The sequence below is a fragment of the Klebsiella sp. A-Nf5 genome, assembly GCF_002810545.1.
GTDB lineage: Bacteria > Pseudomonadota > Gammaproteobacteria > Enterobacterales > Enterobacteriaceae > Klebsiella > Klebsiella variicola.
The window spans coordinates 125,595-144,415 of the sequence record NZ_PIOG01000121.1 but is presented as its reverse complement, the minus strand read 5'-3'; the positions used below and the strand labels follow the sequence as shown (position 1 = coordinate 144,415).

The window sequence follows — 18,821 nt, the reverse complement described above, 5'->3', positions numbered from 1 at the left end:
CCCAGATCATGTATCCCGTTCATGGTTTTCTCCTCTTATTATGGCGCGGCGACCAGGCCGGTGCCGATCATGGAATCGCGGGTGACCAGTTCGATCAGCTGCGCTTCGCTCCAGCCGTCGGTACCCGCCGGACGTTCTGGCAGGACCAGATAGCGCAGTTCCGCGCTGCTGTCCCAGACGCGCACCTCTTTACTTTCTGGAATGTTTACCCCGAATTCGGCCAGAACGCCGCGCGGGTCGATAACGATACGCGAGCGATAGGGGGCCGATTTGTACCACACCGGTGGCAGACCCAGCACCGGCCAGGGGTAGCAGGAACATAATGTACAGACGGTCACGTTGTGCACGTCCGGCGTGTTCTCCACTACCTGCATGTCTTCACCCTGCACGCCGGAGAAACCCAGCTCGGCGATGGCGGCTGTGGCGTCCTCCAGCAGCCGACGTTTATACTCCGGATCACTCCACGCTTTAGCGACCACCTGCGCGCCGTTACGGGGGCCGACCTTGTGCTCATAAGTGTCAATCAGTTCATCCAGTGCCGCCGGGTCAATCAGTCCTTTCTCCTGTAGCAGGGATTCCAGCGCCCGGACGCGTAGCTCGATGTCCGCCGGTGGTTCAGTATGGTCGTGGTCGTGTTGATGGCTCATTTTATGGTTCCCGATGGTTAAGGGTTAAAACATCCGCCAGTCGCCGGAAGCTTCAAATGCGGCGGCGGCCTGATAAAGGGTGCTTTCGGCGAAGTGGCGTCCTACCAACATCATTCCTACCGGTAAGCCGTCGACCAGCCCACAAGGGAGAGTCATTGCCGGATGGCCGGTAATATCCTGCGGCGCGGTATTGCCGATCATTTCAAATGCGCGGGAGATGTATTCGGTAATGGAGCAGTCAGGTTCCGGCAATGGCTGAGCGACAAGCGGTACAGTGGGCATCACCAGCAGGTCGAAGTCCGCCAGCGCCCGGTCATAGCCCGCACGCGCGCGACGCGCGATATTCTGCGCCTTGGCATAGTAGCGGCCATGGTAGCGTTCCAGCCCGTACTGGCCGACGAACATGCATATCTTCAGCGATGGGGAAAGCGCATCGGCGTCGTCACGCCACTGGGCGTGCTTGTCCAGCAGCGCCACGTCATATTGTCCTTTCCAGTTAAAGCCCATGCCGTTGCCATGCATCATCTGCGCGGTCAGCCCCTCGCAGCCGATAGGGGACCAGAGCGCACCCGCCAGGCTATGCTCCGGTACCGAAATCTCGCCGACCGTCGCGCCTAATTCCTGCAGACGGGCGACGGCAGCGCGAACTTTCTCCGCGACTCGCGCATCCAGGTTCGGCAACTGAAAACCTTCGGCCATAATGCCGATCTTTAAGCCACGGACTCCCTTACCGAGCGCCTCGGTATAGGCTTCCACTTTGGGAGCATACTGACGTGGGTCCAATCCGTCCGCGCCGGCAATGACCTCAAGGACTAAGGCATTGTCTTTTACGCTGCGGGTCATCGGCCCGGTATGGTCGAAAGTGGCTTCGATCGGCATGATGCCGGTATAAGGCACCAGACCGTGGGTCGGTTTCAGGCCATAGAGGCCACACCATGCGGCGGGAATACGCGCCGAGCCCCCTTGATCGCCGCCCATGGCCAAATCGACTTCCCCGGAAGCGACCAAAGCGGCGCTGCCAGAAGATGAGCCACCGGCCGAGTAGCCGCGGCGCAACGGGTTATGCACGGGCGCCGGATCGGAGGTATGGCTGCCTCCCGACAAGCAGAAGTGCTCGCAGGTCGCCTTGCCGAGAATAGTCGCGCCAGCATCCAGCAGTCGGGTGGCAACGGTGGCGTCGTAGAGGGGGACGAAGCCTTCCAGCGTCGAGGCGCCGTTCATCATCGGTACGCCAGCCAGCGCGATGTTATCCTTGAGCACCACGGTGCGGCCGGCCAGTTTACCTGTTGCTGCACCTGTTACCTCGGTCTTGTAATACCAGGCGTTAAGCGGGTTTTCGTCGCCTTCAGGACGATAGCCGGCGGCGCGTGGGTAGTGCACCGCGGGGATCTCATCGGGCAGGGCGTCGATGAGATCATAGGCGTCGAAATTGGCCTGCATCAGCGCCAGATATTCTTCGGCTTGCGCAGGCGTCAATCGTATGTTTAGCCGACTGGCGAGCGCTTGCAGTTGTTCAATGGTAGGACGTTCAATAGCCATGGAGTTCCCTTTGTATGGTGTTTGCCAATGCAACCTGCCTTCAACATAAGCCCGAAATGTCATCACTACATGGTTGTGCAGGTCAGTCATTTGGCTGAGACGGACACCCGCCTGTTGCGCGGATGTCCGTCCTCGGTTAAGACGGTTTATCTGTTTTCGGCCAGTGAATGCCGACGCTTTTCATCCCTTTGGTGACGTCCATGTCAGGGTGCGCGAGTACCACATCCCGGTATGATGGGCTGCCGATGACGGCGGGTTTGAACTGGGTCAGGAATGCGGTGACCTCTTCACGGATATCCTGCGGAACGTTGAAGTTCTCGTAGCATTCATCAATAGCCTCGAATACGGCTTTCCAGTGCACTTCGGTCAGCCCCATTCCGCGGTGCGCGGTCACCATATCTCGTCCCCGGTAGACCGTGTTGCCGCCCCAGTGCTTGCACAGAAAATCGACAAAGTTGATATGCTCTTTCTGGAACGACGATTCGGATACGTGCGCCCAGATATGGCCGATATCGGGATGCTTCATACAGGTCTTCAACACTTCCCCTGCGAAAGCGTAAACGGCGTCATAACCGCCGAGACGTTCATAGAGTGTGGGTTTTTGCTGCTGATCGGTCATGATGGATTTCTCCGTTGCGGGTGAGTAGTGAGTCTGGGGATGTCTCTGTGCCGATTCGCATCAGAACAGTTTCATCACGCGCAGGGTGGTATGCAGATCTTCCTTAAAACCGCCATCGACGTTGAGGTCGCGCTGGAGCAGACCCTGTACCTGCACCGTGGGGGTGACGAATTTCGATAATTCCAGCCGTACCTGATCGACGCGCGTCGCCTGTCCGTTCTCGATACCGTCAAGCTGCTGTTTGCCGCCCCAGTATTGGGAATAACCGGCGGCCAGGGTCCAGCTCTTATCGGCGGGCGGCGCCCAGGTCACCCAGCCCTGAAACTGATAGGTGTTGTCCTGCTTGAGTCGACCGGTGCCGATGCCCGAGGCGTCGTCGTTGACGCCATACCACATCACGTCCGTGGACAGTTGGGTGGCGAAACCGTTACCCAGCTGCTGCACGCCGCCGAGCTGAAGGTCGAACTTCCAGCGATTTTCGCCGACGTTAAGCGTGCGTCCGGCGTCGTAGGAGCCCGCGGGGAGGTACAGGTAAGGCACAATGGCGAAGGTTGTGCTGGGGTTGTTGACCAGCCAGACCGGCGCGGCAAGGATGGGATCGCCCAGGCCGCTGGCTGAATCAAGTCGAACGCCGTTTAGTGAGCCATTGTAGAGGCGTCCGTATGGCAGCAGCACTTGCGGCGCAACCGTAAAGCCACCGACGTCCATGTAATGAACGTAACGAAAGATGCTGACGAAGGAGTCGAGCCCGGTTTCTTGCTTAAGTTCGCCGCCCCCGGTCGGGGTGAAGCTATCTCTCGTCGCGTAGGTGAAATATCCCAGAATGGCATCGGTGCCGGCGGGGGCTGGAATGAGGTCCTGCGAATTGAGATCGACCGCGTGGGCCGGGCCGGTTGCCAGCCACAGTGTGCAGGCGGCCAGGCTGATGCGAAACGTAGCGTTACTGAAAGTCATGACGTTCCCCCTCTTGTCTGATGTCGTGTTATGTCCGGAGCACGGTGTGGCCGGAAGACCTTACGCTTACTGATACTAGGGAGAAATTTGCGGCGTACTTGCTTCAGCAGGACAGTCGTTTGGCTGGAAGGGACATTCGGTTGCGGGCCTGCCCCTCGTCGTGTGATGGTCCGCCATAGTGCAGACGCCGCACGTTTAGGGTGCGGTTCCACGTTTTGTCGTCCCGCTATTCGACGCCCTATATGCCAGCAGAAAAGGGGGGCGCGGATTTTCAGTGATATTTCCCGGTAACTTAGCGCCGATCGGCTTAACAGAAAGAGGGTGTATTAGCTCGTTGGCATGATAGTTGCTGTCTGCGGAAACGTTTCTGTCGTTTTGGCGGAATACCCGGCGCGAGGTGAATGATAATGAATAGCATGCAGTCTGCGGGCAGTCTCCACTATTCAACCGTTGGCGTTAGCGAGTCGCGCCGCTTCGAGTACTGGAACGACGTAGTGTTACGTCACTGTATTCCAGCAGCCAGCGCCCCTCTGGCTGGGGTCGACTTTGATGCACGGCTGACGGTACGTGGAGTGGGTCTGGTGGATATGTGTTCACTGTCCGCGCCGCTACACAGCTGGGATCGCACGGCCCGTTATTTGCGCCAGGGCCCCGACGACGATCTGTGGTTGGGGTATATGCAGGATGGATACGGTCAGCTTGAACAGGGGGGACGCAAGGCGACGCTGGCAGCGGACAGTCTGGTGCTCTACGATGCCGCCCAGACATTCCGCTTCAGTCTTGGCGGGCGCGATAATCATCTGGTGCGGATCCCCCGCCATTTGCTGAGCTGTCATTTACCTGGGGTCGAACACCTCACCGCGATGGTGCTCGACGACCGCCGCCCGGGCGTGATCCCATTGCGCGAAATGCTGCGTCAGGCGGCAGCGATGCCCGCCTGTCTGGACACAGCGGATATCTCCGGCCGCTTCTCCCAGACGTTGCTGGATCTGCTGGTGCTGAGCCTGGAGTTACAGGACCTGAACAACGTTGGTGTTGAGCGCGATCTGTATTCCCGGATGATGAACTACATCCGGCGGCAACTTGTCGATCCCGATTTGAACATCGAAAGCCTGGCACGGGCGCACCACGTTTCCGTTCGTACCGTCACGCGTGCTTTCGCCCGCCATAAAAAAACGCCGATGGCAGTGATTTGGCAGGAGAGGCTGCAGGCTAGCCGAGAGGCTATCGAACGTGGACGAGTCAGTAGCGTGTCCCAGGCGGCGCTGGATTTCGGCTTCTCCGATTTCTCTCATTTCAGCCATGCCTTCCGCAAAGCCTTCGGCATTTCTCCTCGCTCTCTGCTGCCGAAGAAGCAGTGAACTCGCCTGAGGACGTCATTCTCAGGTGTAACAACAGGCTAAACGATGCCGGTAAAACGGTCAGTGTAACCAGCGTGGCAACCAGTAGTCCCCCGATAATCGCATAGGCCATCGGTCCCCAGAATACCTGATGAGAGATGGGGATCATTCCCAGAATGGCGGCACAGGCCGTCAGGCAGATGGGGCGCGCACGATGCTCTGCTGCCGCAATAATGGCGGCATCGCTAGCCATTCCCTGAGCAAGATTGCTGTCAACCTCGCTAATCAGTATGACGGCGTTACGAATGATCATGCCAGCGAGCGCAATCACGCCAAGCAGAGCGACAAATCCCATTGGCGTTCCGCCAGGTAACATAGCCAGCACGATACCCGGTAAACCAAACGGGGCCATCAGTATAGCCAACGCCATACGGGAATAGTTGCGCAACTGGAGCATCAACAGCAAGAGCATGATGACCAGTGTCACCGGCAGAACCGCATAGACCGAACTATTACCTTTTTCAGATTCAGCAACCGCGCCCCCTTCTTCAATGCTGTAGCCTTCAGGCAGTTCCGCGCGCAACCTGTCTACCGCTGGTCGCAACGCTGCGGATACTGCTTCGGCGCGAAGTCCCGGGGCGAGGTCAGTTTGCACGGTGATGAAAGGCAAACGCTGTCGACGCCAGATAACCGGATCATCCACGCCCCAGACTGGCGTGGCAAAGGCGCTGAGGGGAATTTGTTTCCCGTCATTCCCCTGAACAGTCAGCGAAGAGAAGGTGGCGAGGTTAAGACGCTCATTGTCCCTGGCCCGGAGCACCACATCGACAAGACGGTCATTATCGCGAACCGACGTGACTATACTGCCGGACCAGACGGTATTGAGCATCCGGGCCAGACTTTCTGACGACACGCCCGCAGCCCGGGCTGCGGTCTGATTGACCTTGAGGGTAATGACTCTCTCCGGTTCGCCTGCCGTCTGATTAACCTCGCGGGAGGAGGGAGACCGGCCAATGACATCGCTCAGGCGGTTCGCGATCGACCTGACCTTCAGATAATCTGGCCCACTCACCCGGTATTTGACTGGCCAGCCGACGGGGGGCCCAAGTTCCAGGGGCGATACGCGCGTGATGATGTCGCTAAAGCGCGTAGCCAGTATCCTGTTTAACTGTCGATGAAGACGATCCCGCGCTTTAAGATCTTTAGCTACCACCACCATCTGGGCGATATTTTCATTTGCCAGAAGCACATCCATAGGCAGGTAAAAACGGATCGCTCCCGACCCAACGTATGTCGAAAAGCGATCAACGTTGCGGTTGCCTGCCAGGGCCTTCTCCAGCTTTTCAGCCGTATTTTGCGTTTCCGACTGCGAGGCATTTGCCGGTAGCGTCAGGCTTACCAGCAATTCTGGCCTGTCGGAGGCGGGGAAAAACTCCCCCTGCATAAAGGTTGTTCCGTAAACGGACAGACCAAGCGCAATGAGAGCAATACACACGGTGGCGAAGCGGTGACGCAACGCCTTGCGCAATAGCCACTGGTATCCGCGGGCCATCCGTCCAGGACCTTTCGCCTTCTGTCTGATGTTGTCAGATAACAGCCACGTCCCGGTTAATGGTGAAAACAGGATCGCGACAACCCATGAGCACAGCAGGGCGATGAGCACTACGGCAAACAGGGAAAAGCAATATTCACCGGCGCTGGACGCAGCAAATCCCACGGGAATAAACCCGGCAATCATCACAAGGGTGCCCGTCAGCATCGGAAATGCGGTCGTTTTAAAAGCCCGGGTCGCCGCCTGCCGGCGGGAATCCCCGGCTTCCAGACCAGAGACCATGGTTTCCACAGTGATCATGGCGTCATCGACCAGCAGGCCCAGCGCGATAATCAATGCGCCGAGAGAAATACGCTGCAGACCTATTCCTGCCAGCATCATTCCCGTAAAGGTCATGGCCAGCACCAGTGGGATGGCCGCAGCCACTACCAGTCCGGCTCGTAAACCCAGCGAGACAAACGAAACGGCCAGGACGATCGCCACGGCTTCGATAAGCACCCGGATAAACCCGCTTACGGCGTCGCTGACCACCGCTGATTGATCGGCAACCTTGACCATCTCAATACCGTGCGGCAGCGTGACGCTGATGGCATGCATTTTTGCATTCAGCGCGGCGCCGAAACGCAGCATATTACCGGTCGGCGCCATCGAAATAGCCAGCCCGATGGCGGGTTTGCCGTTGACCCGGTAAACCGGCTGGGGAGGCTCGGCGTTTTCCCGACTAACGGTGGCAATATCCGTCAGAGGAAGGTAACGATCGTTAATATGCAACGTGACGGCACGTAAGCTCGCTTCAGAAGTCAGTTCCCCGCTGACCTTTATCGCCATATTTTCCTGTCCGGTGCGGATCATACCTGCCGGGACAACCGCATTTTGTGCCCTGAGGGCATCCGCTACCTGCTGGATGTTCAACCCCATACCTGCCAGACGCGCTGGAGAAAAAGAGAGAACTATCTGTTCCTGCTGCTCACCCAGCAGGCTGGTTTTTCCGATATCCGGTAACGACATGAGCTCCCGGCGGATTGTATCAACACGGTCCCGTACCTCCCGCAGGGTATAGCCCTCAGGTATAAAGCCATAAATCGTACCGAACGTATCATCAAATTCGTCGTCGACGGCGGGGGCCTGAACGCCTTCTGGCAAAGAGGGGGCAATATCCTGCATTTTCTTACGTACCTGATACCAGATATCCGGCACCTTTTGCGGCGGGGTATCGTCAAGGAGATTGACATGAATAACGGAGCTCCCGGCACGGGTTTCACTTTCGAGATAATCAAGCCAGGGGGTTTCCTGCAGCTTTTTTTCCAGCGTATCGGTCAGCAGTCGGGTGGTATCCGTTACGGATGCCCCGGGCCATTGCGCAGAAACAACGGCCGTTTTAATCGTAAACGCCGGATCTTCGTTACGTGACAGGTTCTCATAACAGAACGCGCCCATAGCAATGATCAGCAGCATGAAGAAACTGACCATCTGCTGATGATTTAGCGCCCAGGAGGACAGGTTAAATTTCTCATTCAATACGGGTTTCATGATTCGCACTCCCCGGCAATCACCGGCTCGCCGGAGCGTAATTTACTCACGCCGGCGGTAATCACCCGGTCGCCTGGTTCAAGGCCGCCGGAGATAATGACCGAGGTGGCGGTATAGTATGCTGGCACCACCACGCGAAGCTGCGCCTGCGATTGTGGGTTAATCACATAAACCGCCGGTTTGTCGTCGACGCGGCTCAGCGCTGAAGCGGGAAGGGCGTATCCATGCGGACCCGTTGCGGGTAACGTGACGGTGACGCTGGCGCCCAGCGCCATTGCCAGCGGTGGGTTTTGCAGGGTAGCCCTGACGCGCCATGTGCGGGTCTGAGGATCGGCCTGCGGGCTAATATCTCTTACCGCGGCGGACGCTTGCACCGACGGGTCGCTGAGGAGGGAAACTCGCAAGCCAGCCTGTTCCTGTGGCGGGATCGCCTCGGGTTTAGCGATATCAAACACCACATCGCGGGCTTCACCGGTCGCCAGCGTCAACACCGACTGACCACCATTGACCACCTGACCCGCAGAGGCGCTTACTTCGGTGATCACGCCGCTTCGCGGCGCAATCAGACGCGTCCAGCCAAGGCTTTCCCGGGCATTACGCAACGCGGACTCGCTGTTTTTTAAACGCGCGCGGGCGACAAGCCAGTCTGCGCGGGCGGTATCGAGCTGTGTGCGGGCAATCGCGCCTGTTGGCATGAGCTTTTGCATTCGGTTGACGTTAAGTGCAGCAACCTGAGCAGAGGCTTTGGCTCCTTCATAATCAGCCTGTGCGCCATCGAGCTGATTCTGACTGGTTGTATTTTCAAGCGTGGCCAGCAGTTGCCCTGCATTGACCCGATCGCCAATATCGACGCTACGCGTCACTATCCGGCCGCCGGTACGAAAGCTCAGAATCGTTTCATCGTGCGCATGGATCTCTCCGGTTCTTTCCAGCGCGGGAAGGGTTTGCGCTGAGCCAACAACAACGTAGCGCACCGTTCGCACAGGATCAGTCTTATTACCCTGGTTGTCCCCGCATCCGGGCAGCAGAAAAATCACTACCGAAAGAATGGTCAGGGGAAGAAAGTGCAGCCAGGAAAGGGTGCGCGCCACGTCGTACAAATGGTGCAGACTGTGGCGGAGGGGGAGTAAAAATTCATCTGACATAACGCCGCTCCATAAAGGTGATGGCGTTATTAAATGCGCGCTTAGTCGAGAAAGATTCGACGTTTCGTCAAGGTATTATCAAGAGCGGCTATTTTCCATCTCAGACGACGTCCAGGGTAACAAAAGGCTGACTGCGAGTCCGCCGGTTTCAGGTAACGACGCGCTGATACTGCCGCCATGGGCCTGACAAATCGCGCGAGCAATCGACAAACCGAGACCGCTGCCGCCGGAGTGGCGGGCACGCGACTGCTCCTCCCGGCTAAAACGGTTGAACATTTCCGGTAGGAACTGGGAGGATACCCCCGGGCCGTCATCGCGAAATTCGAGGCAATATTTCCCGCTGGCGTAGTGCAGCGTGACATCAAGATGACCGCCATGACGCCCGTAACGGAGGGCATTTTCCATAAGGATGGTGAAAACCTGGCCCATACGGAACGTATCGCCTTTGAAGGGACACGCCTGAGAATGATGAAGCCTGATTGTAAAACGATGTGCATCAGCCTGGGGCATGATCCATGTCGCCCGTTCCTTAAGCAGCTCATCCAGACGAAAGGGTTCGTTTTCCAGCACCAAATTCCCGGCATCAGACAGCGAGAGCAGATGAAGTTCATCGGTCAGGCGATTCAGGTGCTGAAGCTGTTTCATTACCATGGCCAGTTGTTCCGGGCTGGCATCAAACACACCATCCAGCATGCCCTGCAAACGTCCGATAGCGGCAGTCAGGGGGGAGCGAAGTTCATGCGCCATGGCCACATGAGAGGTACGTAACTCTTTTTCATAGCGGGCCAGTTTCCCCGTCATGGCATTAAAGTCACTGGCAAAGCTGACCATTTCAGCCGGCGCATTCCTGATGAGCTCAGCCTGGCGGCCAAATTGCCCTTTGGCGACGTCCTTTGCCGCATCACGCAGTCGGCTGAACTGCAGCGCCAGTGGCCTGGCATATCGCAATCCCATCACCACAATAAAAGGGATCATGACCAGGACCAGTAACGCCACGGTGACCCAGTCCGCCGAGGCGATGGATGGGGTTGAATAACTCAACCCCCACCAGGTATCGACGATTTGATGGAAGCGCGCCGGGTTCGCCTGCGGGTTCTGGCTGAGCGCAAGAAACTCTTGTCGGACCGATGCCGGCATTCTGCCTATGTTCCAGTAATTCTGCACCGCATAACGTAGCCACATACAGGTCGCAATGACAATTACGCTTCCGATGGCCAGCGCTAATATACGTGCGCAAATCCAGCGCCACAGGGAGGAGTAGCGGGTTTTTGTCATGGTTGTCTGAACCTGTAGCCTACGCCGCGAACGTTAACCAGCACGCCGGAAATACCCGCCGCCTCGAGTTTTTTACGCAGGTTATAAACATGGGTATCCACCACGCGCTCCAGGGCTTCACTTTCCGGCAAACAGTGCTCCAGTAAATGCTGGCGGGAAAAAGGACGTGAAGGAGAGCGCATAAGCGTGGTCAGTAGTGAAAATTCGGTTGGGGTCAGATCCAACGTCCGCGGTGTGGTGTCCCCGTCGATAATGCTCGCCACGATGGCCGTAACATCCACTTCAAGCGATTGCCAGCGAAGGATCTCTTCCTTTGTTTCTGTTTTATTGCTGCGCCGCAGTACCGCCTGCACCCGAGCCACAACTTCTCCCGGATGGTAAGGCTTAACAACATAATCATCAGCGCCATAGCGCAAGGCGCCAATACGATCGGGTGTATCTCCCATGGCGGTGACCATGATCACCGGAACATCATTTTTACGGCGCAGGCCAGCCAGGACTTCGGTGCCGTTAAGCCCCGGAAGCATCACATCCAGCAGGATCAGATCGGGTTTCCACCGGTGCGCCATATCCAGCCCGGAAAGACCATCTCCGGTAATGGCGACATCGTAATTTTCACGGCGTAAGTAGGCTTCGAGCACGCCAGCCGCATCGGCGTCATCTTCAATAATCAGCACTCTTCTGGACAACATCCATTCACCTTGACCGTTTCTTAACACTATCCCGACGATTCATTGATTTTGCCAAATCATACTGCGCCAACATTTTGTGGCAGCTCCTGCCTCAGGAGAAGCCGGCGTCTGTGAGGAGAACAGTATGATAGCGATAAAAAAAGCCCTGTATATGACCGTACCGCTTTTGACGGCCATGACATCCGGCGTACAGGCAAATGATGACACTTCTTCCGGCGCCTTCACCATTGGGCTGGGAGGCCACTACACTCCACGATACTCAGGTTCAGACAAGCAGGTATGGCAGGTGGTTCCTGTACTTCAGGGGCGTAACGGCGCTTTCTTTATTGATACGCAGAAAGGGGTGGGATATGACCTGCAGAACGCCAGCGGCTGGTACTTTGAACATACGCTGGGATACGATCTGGGAAGGGCGGATAAAAACGCCAGCTGGCGGGCAGGGGCAAATAATCTGAAAGGGATGGGAGACATTGACGTCTCCCTGAACACGGCCCTTGCCGTCGGCTGGCAGGCTTTTTCCTGGCTAAGTGTTGAAGGCAAAGCGACGCTGCCTTTAACGGACAGCCAGGGGGTAAGCTACCAGGCATCCTTAACGTTGCTCCCTGTACAAACTGACCATGACACGGTCGCCTTTCAAACGGCGGCCCTGTTTGCCGACAACCGTTACCTGAATACCTGGTATGGTGTGGATCCGCAGCAGAGCCAGCGCTCAGGTTATAGCCGCTATTCAGCACCGGGGGGATTTTATGGCATAGACAACAGTCTGACCTGGAGTCACCAGTTTGATGCCCACTGGGGCACGCTCCTGAGCGCTGACTATACCTGGCTTGGGGAGCATGCAAATGAGAGCCCGATCGTGTTACGACGTAACGAGGTGGCACTGACAGTTGCTGTCATTTGGACATTTTAGGACGGAGAAAGCGCGGCGTGCGATTTGCCGGGAAAGGTTAACATTCAGTGAGTCAGCATTGTTTGGCAGATACGGAACCAGAAGCGAGACATGATGTTAACCGCGCCGGAAGGCCGAGCGTGGTCCGCGTGTCCACTCTTTCCGAGCCTTCAGATTTTTACATCCATCAGAATCCAGTGCTTTCGACAGTAAAATTTATTCTTTGAGTTTGTCGTGTTGACTTATTCTGTAAAAAGATTACTTTTCATGACATGAAAAAGATACTTATTATTGTACCCGATGGCGGCATGCTGTTTGAATCCGCCGGTATTGCTGACATTCTGATGCAGGCCAACCGCCTGCACCCGGAAGGTGCCCGGGAAATCTGCTACCAGGTCAAGCTAGCGACAACTCAACCGCATCAGGTTATCCATGGTCAGTCCGGTTTAAATCTGCTGGCCGATCATCGCCTGCATGAGATTGACCCGCGTGAACCCCGCGATACCATCATGATTACCGGCAGAGGTCAAAACCCGCAGGAAGGGATGGCGGTGGTTGACTGGCTGCGCCTTGCCGCTCCCCATGCCCGCCGCATAGCCTCCATTTGCGGCGGCGCGATGCTGCTGGCGCAAACCGGACTGCTGGACGGCAGACGGGCCACTACCCACTGGAAACTGCTGGAAACCATGCAGGCGGAATTCCCGCAGGTCCGCGTCGAGGGCGGGCCGCTCTATATTCAGGACGAACATATCTGGACCTCTGGCGGGGTCAGTTCCGGCTTTGATCTTACGCTGGCGCTGGTTGAAGAAGATTACGGCTTCAGCCTGGCGCGCGATATCGCCCAGGACTTCGTCATGTATCTGCGTCGACCCGGAGGCCAGCTACAGTTTAGCCGCTATAACCTTCAGCAGACCACCTCCCAGGGCCCGATTAACGATCTGCTGGCGTGGTTGCTCGAAAACCTCACCGCCGACCTCAGCGTAGATAAGCTGGCGGAAAAAGTCGCCATGAGTCCGCGAAATTTCACCCGCGTCTTTACCCGGGAAACCGGTGCTTCCCCGGCGCGCTACGTCGCGGAAGCCCGCCTGGCCGCCGCACGGCAGCGTTTGGAGCAGACTAACGAGACGCTGGATCGTATCGCCGAGCAAACGGGATTTGGCAGCAGCATTAACCTGCGACGATTGTTTGAAAAACAGCTTAACCTCACTCCAGGTGAATATCGTCAACGATTTCACTGCCGTAAAATGGCGTAAAGTGATCCTTTTTTGTCATTTACGCCAAAACCTATCCGTCCTAATCTGACTCCAGAGATAATAGATAAGGAGTTAATTATGGTAAAGGTCGGCATTAACGGTTTTGGCCGTATCGGACGCAATGTACTGCGCGCAGCACTGGATAATCCGGATATTCAAATTGTGGCGATCAACGATTTGACGGACAGCAAAACGCTGGCGCATCTGCTGAAATATGACTCGCTGCTCGGTAAGCTGGATGCAGAGGTCACCGCTGGTGAAGGGGGGCTTGTTGTTGATGGTAAACCCATTACCGTATTCAGTGAACGCAACCCGGCGAGTATTCCGTGGCGTCAGCGTGAAGTCGACATCGTTATTGAGGCTACAGGATTATTCACTGACCGTGAAAAGGCAGCTGTACATATCCACAGCGGTGGCGCGAAGCGCGTGATTATCTCTGCCCCTGGTAAAAACGATGATTTAACCATTGTGATGGGCGTTAATGAGAGCCTCTACTCCCCGGATAAACACTACGTGATAAGCAACGGAAGCTGCACCACCAATGGTCTTGCACCTGCTGCGCAGGTCCTGCACCAGCATTTCGGTATTAAACATGGTCTGATGAACACCACCCATGCCTACACCAACAGCCAGGCGCTGCACGATCAGCCGGAAAAAGATCTGCGCGGGGCTCGCGCCGCAGCATTGTCGATTGTTCCTTACTCCAGCGGCGCAGCGAAGGCTCTGGGTAAAGTTATTCCTGAGCTGGATGGCCGTTTAACGGGCTACTCGCTACGCGTCCCTGTGCCGGTGGTGTCCATTGTTGACCTGACCGTCACGCTTGAGCGAGATGTGACGGTTGAAGAGGTGAACATTGCTTTTCGCGAAGCCGCCGCAACGGGACCTTTGAAAGGGATCCTTGGTTATAGCGATGAACCACTCGTCTCCAGCGATTACCAGGGAGACCCACACTCGTCGATTATCGACGGCCTATCAACGCTGGTGATTGGCGGTAATATGGTCAAAATTCTGGCGTGGTACGACAATGAATGGGGATTCTCTAATCGTCTCGTTGACCTGGCATTGATGATGGCAAAGCGTGAAAGCTAATCCACTGTGCATTTTTATTCATCTGTAAAAGTATACGCAATTCAGCTGGATGAATAGTGGCCACAAAGGATAACGATTATCATTCATAGATTAAACATAACAAATCTATTTGACCGCGATATAAAAGCATAAATGCCCGAGAGAGCATTTATGCTTTCGGTGATGAACGGAATTGCGATATGTTGTGGCCAGTTGCTACCTGGTGGTAGCTAATCAACGCAAACTATTCAAGGGAAAGGGGAGTTGCGACAGAACCTGTCAACATGGAAGCCGGCTGCGTTGGGCGAAGGTGCCATTTATCTTCAGTACACCATTCAACTTCAGCTGGCGCCTCTGTTTATGGACGCGATTGGAACTCGCCATTCGAGTGCGTAAACGATGCTGGCGCCTTTTTGAGAATCACGTCTGTGGCTGATAAAGGCCTGGTTGATACACACTACAGACTGCGCGCTATCAACTTAGCATTTCATCTGGCATCCCGTGACGCGCTCGGTCAGAAAATGCAACAGGCAGTAAGATATGCTGGACAGTACAAGCTGCAGGTGTGCCTGAATGAATTAACCTGGCAGTTACTGTAGGAGAACAGGCTGTAGTGGGCGAAGTGATTGTTAAAAGCCATACGACGTTATTGAGCAAGACAATGCATTTAACATAATATACATTATGCGCACTAATATTGTGGTGACTAAGTTGTAAGGTTTTCTCCTGGATAAGTTACTCGTAGATTCACCATCGCACTGGTCTACGTCGACGATGTGACGAGTCGCCTGATGCAGCTTCGCTTCGTGAAATCGGAATCGTGGCTTTACCCTTTCGGTAAAACTTAACTGGAAGGTTTCGATACGACACCAGACCCGCTAAACAACATGCGGATACCGAGGCCTATCATGACAACGCCTGTAAATCGTTCCTGCCATTTGATAAAGCCTGGGTGTTTACTTAGCCAGTTTCCAAATGTCCCTGATGCCATCGCGACTGACCCCAGGGAAATAATTCCTGCCAGCTTCTGGATACTACCCAGAACAAGCAATTGCAGCCAGACAGGACCCGCGGCAGGATCGACAAACTGAGGAAGAAAAGCGAACATGAACAGCAGGGATTTTGGGTTAGTCAGGCTGTTCAGGGCGCCTTCCTTAACGGCACTCCAGTCAGAAATTTTGGCAGTTTTTCGCAGCCGCGTATCTGTGCCTGAAGTCGCAATCATTTTTATGCCCAGCCACATCAGATAAGCCGCACCAGCCCACCGTAACAGATCTAGCGCGACTGGGCAGGCATGAACAACGGTTACCAGCCCCAGGACCAGAAATGAAACTTGCACAAAACCCGCTACAAATACATTGCCCAGTACCGTAAGCAGTGCGATACGTCTTCCCTGACCGACGCCTCTGGCGATAGTCAACATCATGTCTGGCCCCGGAGAGATCTCCAGAAGCGTTAGCGCGAGGAGGAAAGTTATAAACGTTTCGATAGAAGGCATCGTGGTGGAGTCCGGAAAAATATTTCCGCTACGTTACCTCAGTCCGATTCGAGCCGAAAGCGGAATGTACTGCAGCGTCAGCTTTTGGCACAGAGCAGACAAGCTACCTGAGTTGAAGGTCCGCTATGAGCGAAGAGCGGGCATTTCCTTAAAAGAAAATTTAAATCTAATGCAAAGTAAAACTTAACATTAAATAGATCGGTCAATCTGAATGACTATAATTATTTTAATTTATAAAGAGGCCTGACTAAATATTTTTTCCAAAGCTTCCCTAACAATATACACCTTGGTTGCATCAGAAATTCTACCACCATGTGCTCCTGCCTTTTTGAACAACTCACTGAAAATTTCTTTGATAAGAATTTCATTAACTGCCATTTGAGTTTCTTTATTATATTTATCCATTTCCTGTTGGATTAGTCTTAACATGCTTTCCATTTCAGTAGGTTGCTCATTCATCCATTCAATAAGCGCAGATTCATTAGCAATATCTGGGCTTTCTCTATGGCATTTATTGCATAGCAGAATATAATTTGAGACATCATTACTTCCGCCTAGTGAGTGAGGGATAATATGCGCCCTCTCCAATTTTGAGGATTCGCGGCCACAGCAGACACATACATTGAAATCACACGCATTATCATAGCGCGTATCATCCAAACCTCTTTGAATTCCATTGTCAATCCAGTACTGCCAGATCTTTTTTTTACTTGGTGCGTTTTGTCTAGGAACTACTGCCATATTACTGCTCCTCAAGAATTCAAACAGTTGATTAGAGATCAGCTGACCTGCACCCTATAGATTAACACACTACGCTGTTAGCAACGTCCGCTCATGGCACAGAGCGGAAATTTCATCTTTGCCCTGCCCCGGACATCTGAACTATTACGCTGATGTTGGCCCGACAGTACGCCAGCTGATGACACAACTGCTTTATGGATCCCTGGCAAGTTACGGCCGCGCGTACATCAACCACGCCCGCGTCGGGCCTGTACCACAGAGCTCATCCAAATTGATGTCTGCGGGCATCACGGGTCCGAGTGATCGTAATACGCTTATCGCCCTCCTCCATTTGTCAATATGTGTGCTTTTTGTTGACCTAATTTGACAATTGGTGACCAGGCAGTAATTATCATGTTAATTACTGACCAGGCAGCTATCATGAATACCCCAATCGACTCTTCCCATAAAAACCTGCATCTGGGTTTGCTTTTCCATCTGGCAAACCAGTTTAAGGACCTGCTTATCGGCCATTACTTTGCCGATAGCGGCATTACCGCACCGCAATTTAAGGTATTGATTAATATCTTTAAAGGTAACACCAGCCCGGCAGAAATCTGCAAGAGCCTGCAGATGGATACCGGGGCAATGAGCCGTATGGTTGCACGTATGGTGAAGAACGACCTGGTCGAGCGCCGCCCGAATCCGCACGACAAGCGCCAGGTGATCCTGGCCCTGACGGCAAAAGGTCAGACGCTGTGCAATACGTTTCAGAATGAAGCACTGAATACCATCCTCGCGGACTTAACGGCGCGTCTGACGCCCGAAGAATCCCGGCAGCTCGCAGATATTCTTATCAAAATGCTGCCCGATGAATTCACGGCCCCCCATCGCTAATTAAGGTCACCGGTTATGTCTATGGAAAATAACGCGCCTCCCTCGGACAAACGCCCAGGCAAGCGTACAAGAAACTTCGCCATTTTATTGCTGATCCTGATCCTCGCGGCAGGAGGCTGTCTGGCCTGGTATCTGCTTTACGCCCGCTATTACGAGAGCACCGACGATGCTTACGTCAACGGAAATCAGGTCACCCTGACACCGCAAATCACCGGTACCGTGACTCAGGTGACCGTGGATGAAGGCGATTATGTCGAAAAAGGCCAGCCCCTGGTTCTGCTGGACCCAAGCGATACCGCCATCGCCCTGCAGCAGGCAGAAGCCAGCCTCGCCAGCACAGTGCGTCAGGTGCGTGGCCTCTACAGCACCGCCGACAACTACCGTGCACAAGTTGCTGCCAAAAAAGTAGCCCTGCAAACAGCGAAAAGTGACTACGTGCGCCGGGAAAAAATTGTCAGTTCCGGCGCCATTGCGGTGGAAGATCTGGCGCACTACCGTGATGCCGTGACCAGCGCGCAAAGCGATTTACTGGCTGCAGAGCAAGCGCTTAAAACCAATCAGGCGATGGTTGATGACACCGTGGTGGATAACCATCCTGAAGTCAAAACCGCCGTTGCGACGCTGCGCCAACGCTATCTCGATAACTCCCGCAGCACCATTGTTGCGCCCGTCAGTGGTTACGTCGCTAAACGTGCTGTGCAGCTCGGGATGCGCGTCACCTCCGGCACCACACTGCTTGCCATCGTGCCGCTGAATGAAGTGTGGGTGGATGCCAACTTTAAAGAGAGCCAAATGCGGGACATGCGCATTGGGCAAAAAGTAGAGCTGAATGCGGATCTCTATGGCGATAACGTGAAATATCACGGCACCATCGAAAGTCTCGGCATAGGTACCGGTAGCGCATTCTCACTGTTGCCAGCCCAGAACGCCAGCGGCAACTGGATCAAAATCGTCCAACGCCTGCCGGTACGCATCACGCTTGATCCACATGACATGCAGAAGCATCCGCTGCGTGTGGGTCTGTCGATGAACGCTGAGGTGGATATCCGCAATCAGGGTGGTCACCTTCTGCCACAAAAAACCGTCGAACAGCCGCGATTCCGTACCGATGTGTATGAAACGCCAATGGAAGCAGCCGATAAACTGGTGGCGAAAATCCTTCATGACAACACCAGCGCTGTAGCCCAGCGCTAAGAGAGAAGC

16 protein-coding genes and 1 pseudogene are annotated in these 18,821 nt (G+C 54.8%); 6 read left to right on the top strand and 11 right to left on the bottom strand.

Annotated elements, in window-relative coordinates; all coding sequences use genetic code 11:
• Nucleotides 1–38: 38 nt before the first annotated feature.
• The 4 genes from nthA to CWM53_RS12445 form a co-directional block, all read right to left on the bottom strand.
• Nucleotides 39–647, bottom strand: coding sequence for a nitrile hydratase subunit alpha (gene nthA, locus CWM53_RS12460; protein ID WP_061154603.1), 609 nt, complete (start codon nucleotides 645–647; stop codon nucleotides 39–41).
• A gap of 24 nt (nucleotides 648–671) precedes the next feature.
• The gene (locus tag CWM53_RS12455) at nucleotides 672–2,186 is read right to left on the bottom strand and encodes an amidase (RefSeq protein WP_049139565.1); all 1,515 of its coding nucleotides are present in this window, start codon (nucleotides 2,184–2,186) and stop codon (nucleotides 672–674) included.
• Nucleotides 2,187–2,322: 136 nt separating this feature from the next.
• A complete protein-coding gene (locus tag CWM53_RS12450) occupies nucleotides 2,323–2,805 on the bottom strand; it encodes a group I truncated hemoglobin (protein WP_008804888.1) in 483 nt (160 codons plus the stop codon).
• Nucleotides 2,806–2,865: 60 nt separating this feature from the next.
• Nucleotides 2,866–3,759, bottom strand: coding sequence for a transporter (locus CWM53_RS12445; protein WP_074385859.1), 894 nt, complete (start codon nucleotides 3,757–3,759; stop codon nucleotides 2,866–2,868).
• Between the two features lie 407 nt (nucleotides 3,760–4,166).
• On the opposite strand from CWM53_RS12445, the gene CWM53_RS12440 reads away from it, so the two are divergent.
• A complete protein-coding gene (locus CWM53_RS12440) occupies nucleotides 4,167–5,120 on the top strand; it encodes an AraC family transcriptional regulator (protein WP_074385858.1) in 954 nt (317 codons plus the stop codon).
• On the opposite strand, the gene CWM53_RS12435 is transcribed toward CWM53_RS12440, so the two are convergent.
• The 4 genes from CWM53_RS12435 to CWM53_RS12420 form a co-directional block, all read right to left on the bottom strand.
• Nucleotides 5,056–8,181, bottom strand: a complete 3,126-nt coding sequence (locus CWM53_RS12435; RefSeq protein ID WP_100729685.1) for an efflux RND transporter permease subunit — start codon at nucleotides 8,179–8,181, stop codon at nucleotides 5,056–5,058. The genes CWM53_RS12440 and CWM53_RS12435 overlap by 65 nt on opposite strands.
• The gene (locus CWM53_RS12430; RefSeq protein ID WP_100729684.1) at nucleotides 8,178–9,326 is read right to left on the bottom strand and encodes an efflux RND transporter periplasmic adaptor subunit; all 1,149 of its coding nucleotides are present in this window, start codon (nucleotides 9,324–9,326) and stop codon (nucleotides 8,178–8,180) included. Before CWM53_RS12430 ends, CWM53_RS12435 begins: the two co-directional genes overlap by 4 nt.
• A gap of 78 nt (nucleotides 9,327–9,404) precedes the next feature.
• Nucleotides 9,405–10,601, bottom strand: a complete 1,197-nt coding sequence (locus tag CWM53_RS12425) for a sensor histidine kinase (RefSeq protein WP_100729683.1) — start codon at nucleotides 10,599–10,601, stop codon at nucleotides 9,405–9,407.
• Nucleotides 10,598–11,293 (bottom strand): response regulator, encoded by a 696-nt coding sequence (locus CWM53_RS12420; RefSeq protein WP_074385854.1) that lies wholly within the window; start codon nucleotides 11,291–11,293, stop codon nucleotides 10,598–10,600. Before CWM53_RS12420 ends, CWM53_RS12425 begins: the two co-directional genes overlap by 4 nt.
• A 124-nt stretch (nucleotides 11,294–11,417) precedes the next feature.
• On the opposite strand from CWM53_RS12420, the gene CWM53_RS12415 reads away from it, so the two are divergent.
• The 3 genes from CWM53_RS12415 to gap all read left to right on the top strand — a co-directional run bounded on the left by CWM53_RS12415 (nucleotide 11,418) and on the right by gap (nucleotide 14,524).
• On the top strand, nucleotides 11,418–12,203 hold the full coding sequence (locus tag CWM53_RS12415) for a MipA/OmpV family protein (protein ID WP_074385853.1): 786 nt from the start codon (nucleotides 11,418–11,420) through the stop codon (nucleotides 12,201–12,203).
• Between the two features lie 251 nt (nucleotides 12,204–12,454).
• Nucleotides 12,455–13,435, top strand: coding sequence for a GlxA family transcriptional regulator (locus CWM53_RS12410; protein WP_012541721.1), 981 nt, complete (start codon nucleotides 12,455–12,457; stop codon nucleotides 13,433–13,435).
• Between the two features lie 78 nt (nucleotides 13,436–13,513).
• Entirely contained in the window at nucleotides 13,514–14,524 is a 1,011-nt protein-coding gene (gene gap, locus CWM53_RS12405) for a type I glyceraldehyde-3-phosphate dehydrogenase (protein WP_100630430.1), read from the top strand.
• A gap of 453 nt (nucleotides 14,525–14,977) precedes the next feature.
• Here gap and CWM53_RS31015 read toward each other — a convergent pair.
• From CWM53_RS31015 to CWM53_RS12390, 3 genes and pseudogenes are all read right to left on the bottom strand, one after another.
• Nucleotides 14,978–15,143: pseudogene (locus CWM53_RS31015) on the bottom strand (hypothetical protein).
• Between the two features lie 204 nt (nucleotides 15,144–15,347).
• The gene (locus tag CWM53_RS12400) at nucleotides 15,348–16,001 is read right to left on the bottom strand and encodes a LysE family translocator (protein WP_042947498.1); all 654 of its coding nucleotides are present in this window, start codon (nucleotides 15,999–16,001) and stop codon (nucleotides 15,348–15,350) included.
• 231 nt (nucleotides 16,002–16,232) lie between these two features.
• Complete coding sequence (locus CWM53_RS12390) at nucleotides 16,233–16,742, bottom strand: HNH endonuclease (RefSeq protein WP_100675588.1); 510 nt, start codon at nucleotides 16,740–16,742, stop codon at nucleotides 16,233–16,235.
• A gap of 420 nt (nucleotides 16,743–17,162) precedes the next feature.
• Between CWM53_RS12390 and CWM53_RS12385 the strand changes: the two genes are divergently transcribed.
• Complete coding sequence (locus CWM53_RS12385; protein ID WP_008804876.1) at nucleotides 17,163–17,618, top strand: MarR family winged helix-turn-helix transcriptional regulator; 456 nt, start codon at nucleotides 17,163–17,165, stop codon at nucleotides 17,616–17,618.
• Between the two features lie 15 nt (nucleotides 17,619–17,633).
• Nucleotides 17,634–18,812, top strand: coding sequence for an efflux RND transporter periplasmic adaptor subunit (locus CWM53_RS12380; protein WP_176713412.1), 1,179 nt, complete (start codon nucleotides 17,634–17,636; stop codon nucleotides 18,810–18,812).
• Nucleotides 18,813–18,821 lie beyond the last annotated feature (9 nt).

What these genes read in the sequence shown, in the direction of transcription:
- nthA (WP_061154603.1), bottom strand. Translation starts at nt 647, where the DNA reads ATGAGCCATCAACACGACCACGACCATACTGAACCACCGGCGGACATC.
- CWM53_RS12455 (WP_049139565.1), bottom strand. Translation starts at nt 2,186, where the DNA reads ATGGCTATTGAACGTCCTACCATTGAACAACTGCAAGCGCTCGCCAGT.
- CWM53_RS12450 (WP_008804888.1), bottom strand. Translation starts at nt 2,805, where the DNA reads ATGACCGATCAGCAGCAAAAACCCACACTCTATGAACGTCTCGGCGGT.
- CWM53_RS12445 (WP_074385859.1), bottom strand. Translation starts at nt 3,759, where the DNA reads ATGACTTTCAGTAACGCTACGTTTCGCATCAGCCTGGCCGCCTGCACA.
- CWM53_RS12440 (WP_074385858.1), top strand. Translation starts at nt 4,167, where the DNA reads ATGAATAGCATGCAGTCTGCGGGCAGTCTCCACTATTCAACCGTTGGC.
- CWM53_RS12435 (WP_100729685.1), bottom strand. Translation starts at nt 8,181, where the DNA reads ATGAAACCCGTATTGAATGAGAAATTTAACCTGTCCTCCTGGGCGCTA.
- CWM53_RS12430 (WP_100729684.1), bottom strand. Translation starts at nt 9,326, where the DNA reads ATGTCAGATGAATTTTTACTCCCCCTCCGCCACAGTCTGCACCATTTG.
- CWM53_RS12425 (WP_100729683.1), bottom strand. Translation starts at nt 10,601, where the DNA reads ATGACAAAAACCCGCTACTCCTCCCTGTGGCGCTGGATTTGCGCACGT.
- CWM53_RS12420 (WP_074385854.1), bottom strand. Translation starts at nt 11,293, where the DNA reads ATGTTGTCCAGAAGAGTGCTGATTATTGAAGATGACGCCGATGCGGCT.
- CWM53_RS12415 (WP_074385853.1), top strand. Translation starts at nt 11,418, where the DNA reads ATGATAGCGATAAAAAAAGCCCTGTATATGACCGTACCGCTTTTGACG.
- CWM53_RS12410 (WP_012541721.1), top strand. Translation starts at nt 12,455, where the DNA reads ATGAAAAAGATACTTATTATTGTACCCGATGGCGGCATGCTGTTTGAA.
- gap (WP_100630430.1), top strand. Translation starts at nt 13,514, where the DNA reads ATGGTAAAGGTCGGCATTAACGGTTTTGGCCGTATCGGACGCAATGTA.
- CWM53_RS12400 (WP_042947498.1), bottom strand. Translation starts at nt 16,001, where the DNA reads ATGCCTTCTATCGAAACGTTTATAACTTTCCTCCTCGCGCTAACGCTT.
- CWM53_RS12390 (WP_100675588.1), bottom strand. Translation starts at nt 16,742, where the DNA reads ATGGCAGTAGTTCCTAGACAAAACGCACCAAGTAAAAAAAAGATCTGG.
- CWM53_RS12385 (WP_008804876.1), top strand. Translation starts at nt 17,163, where the DNA reads ATGAATACCCCAATCGACTCTTCCCATAAAAACCTGCATCTGGGTTTG.
- CWM53_RS12380 (WP_176713412.1), top strand. Translation starts at nt 17,634, where the DNA reads ATGTCTATGGAAAATAACGCGCCTCCCTCGGACAAACGCCCAGGCAAG.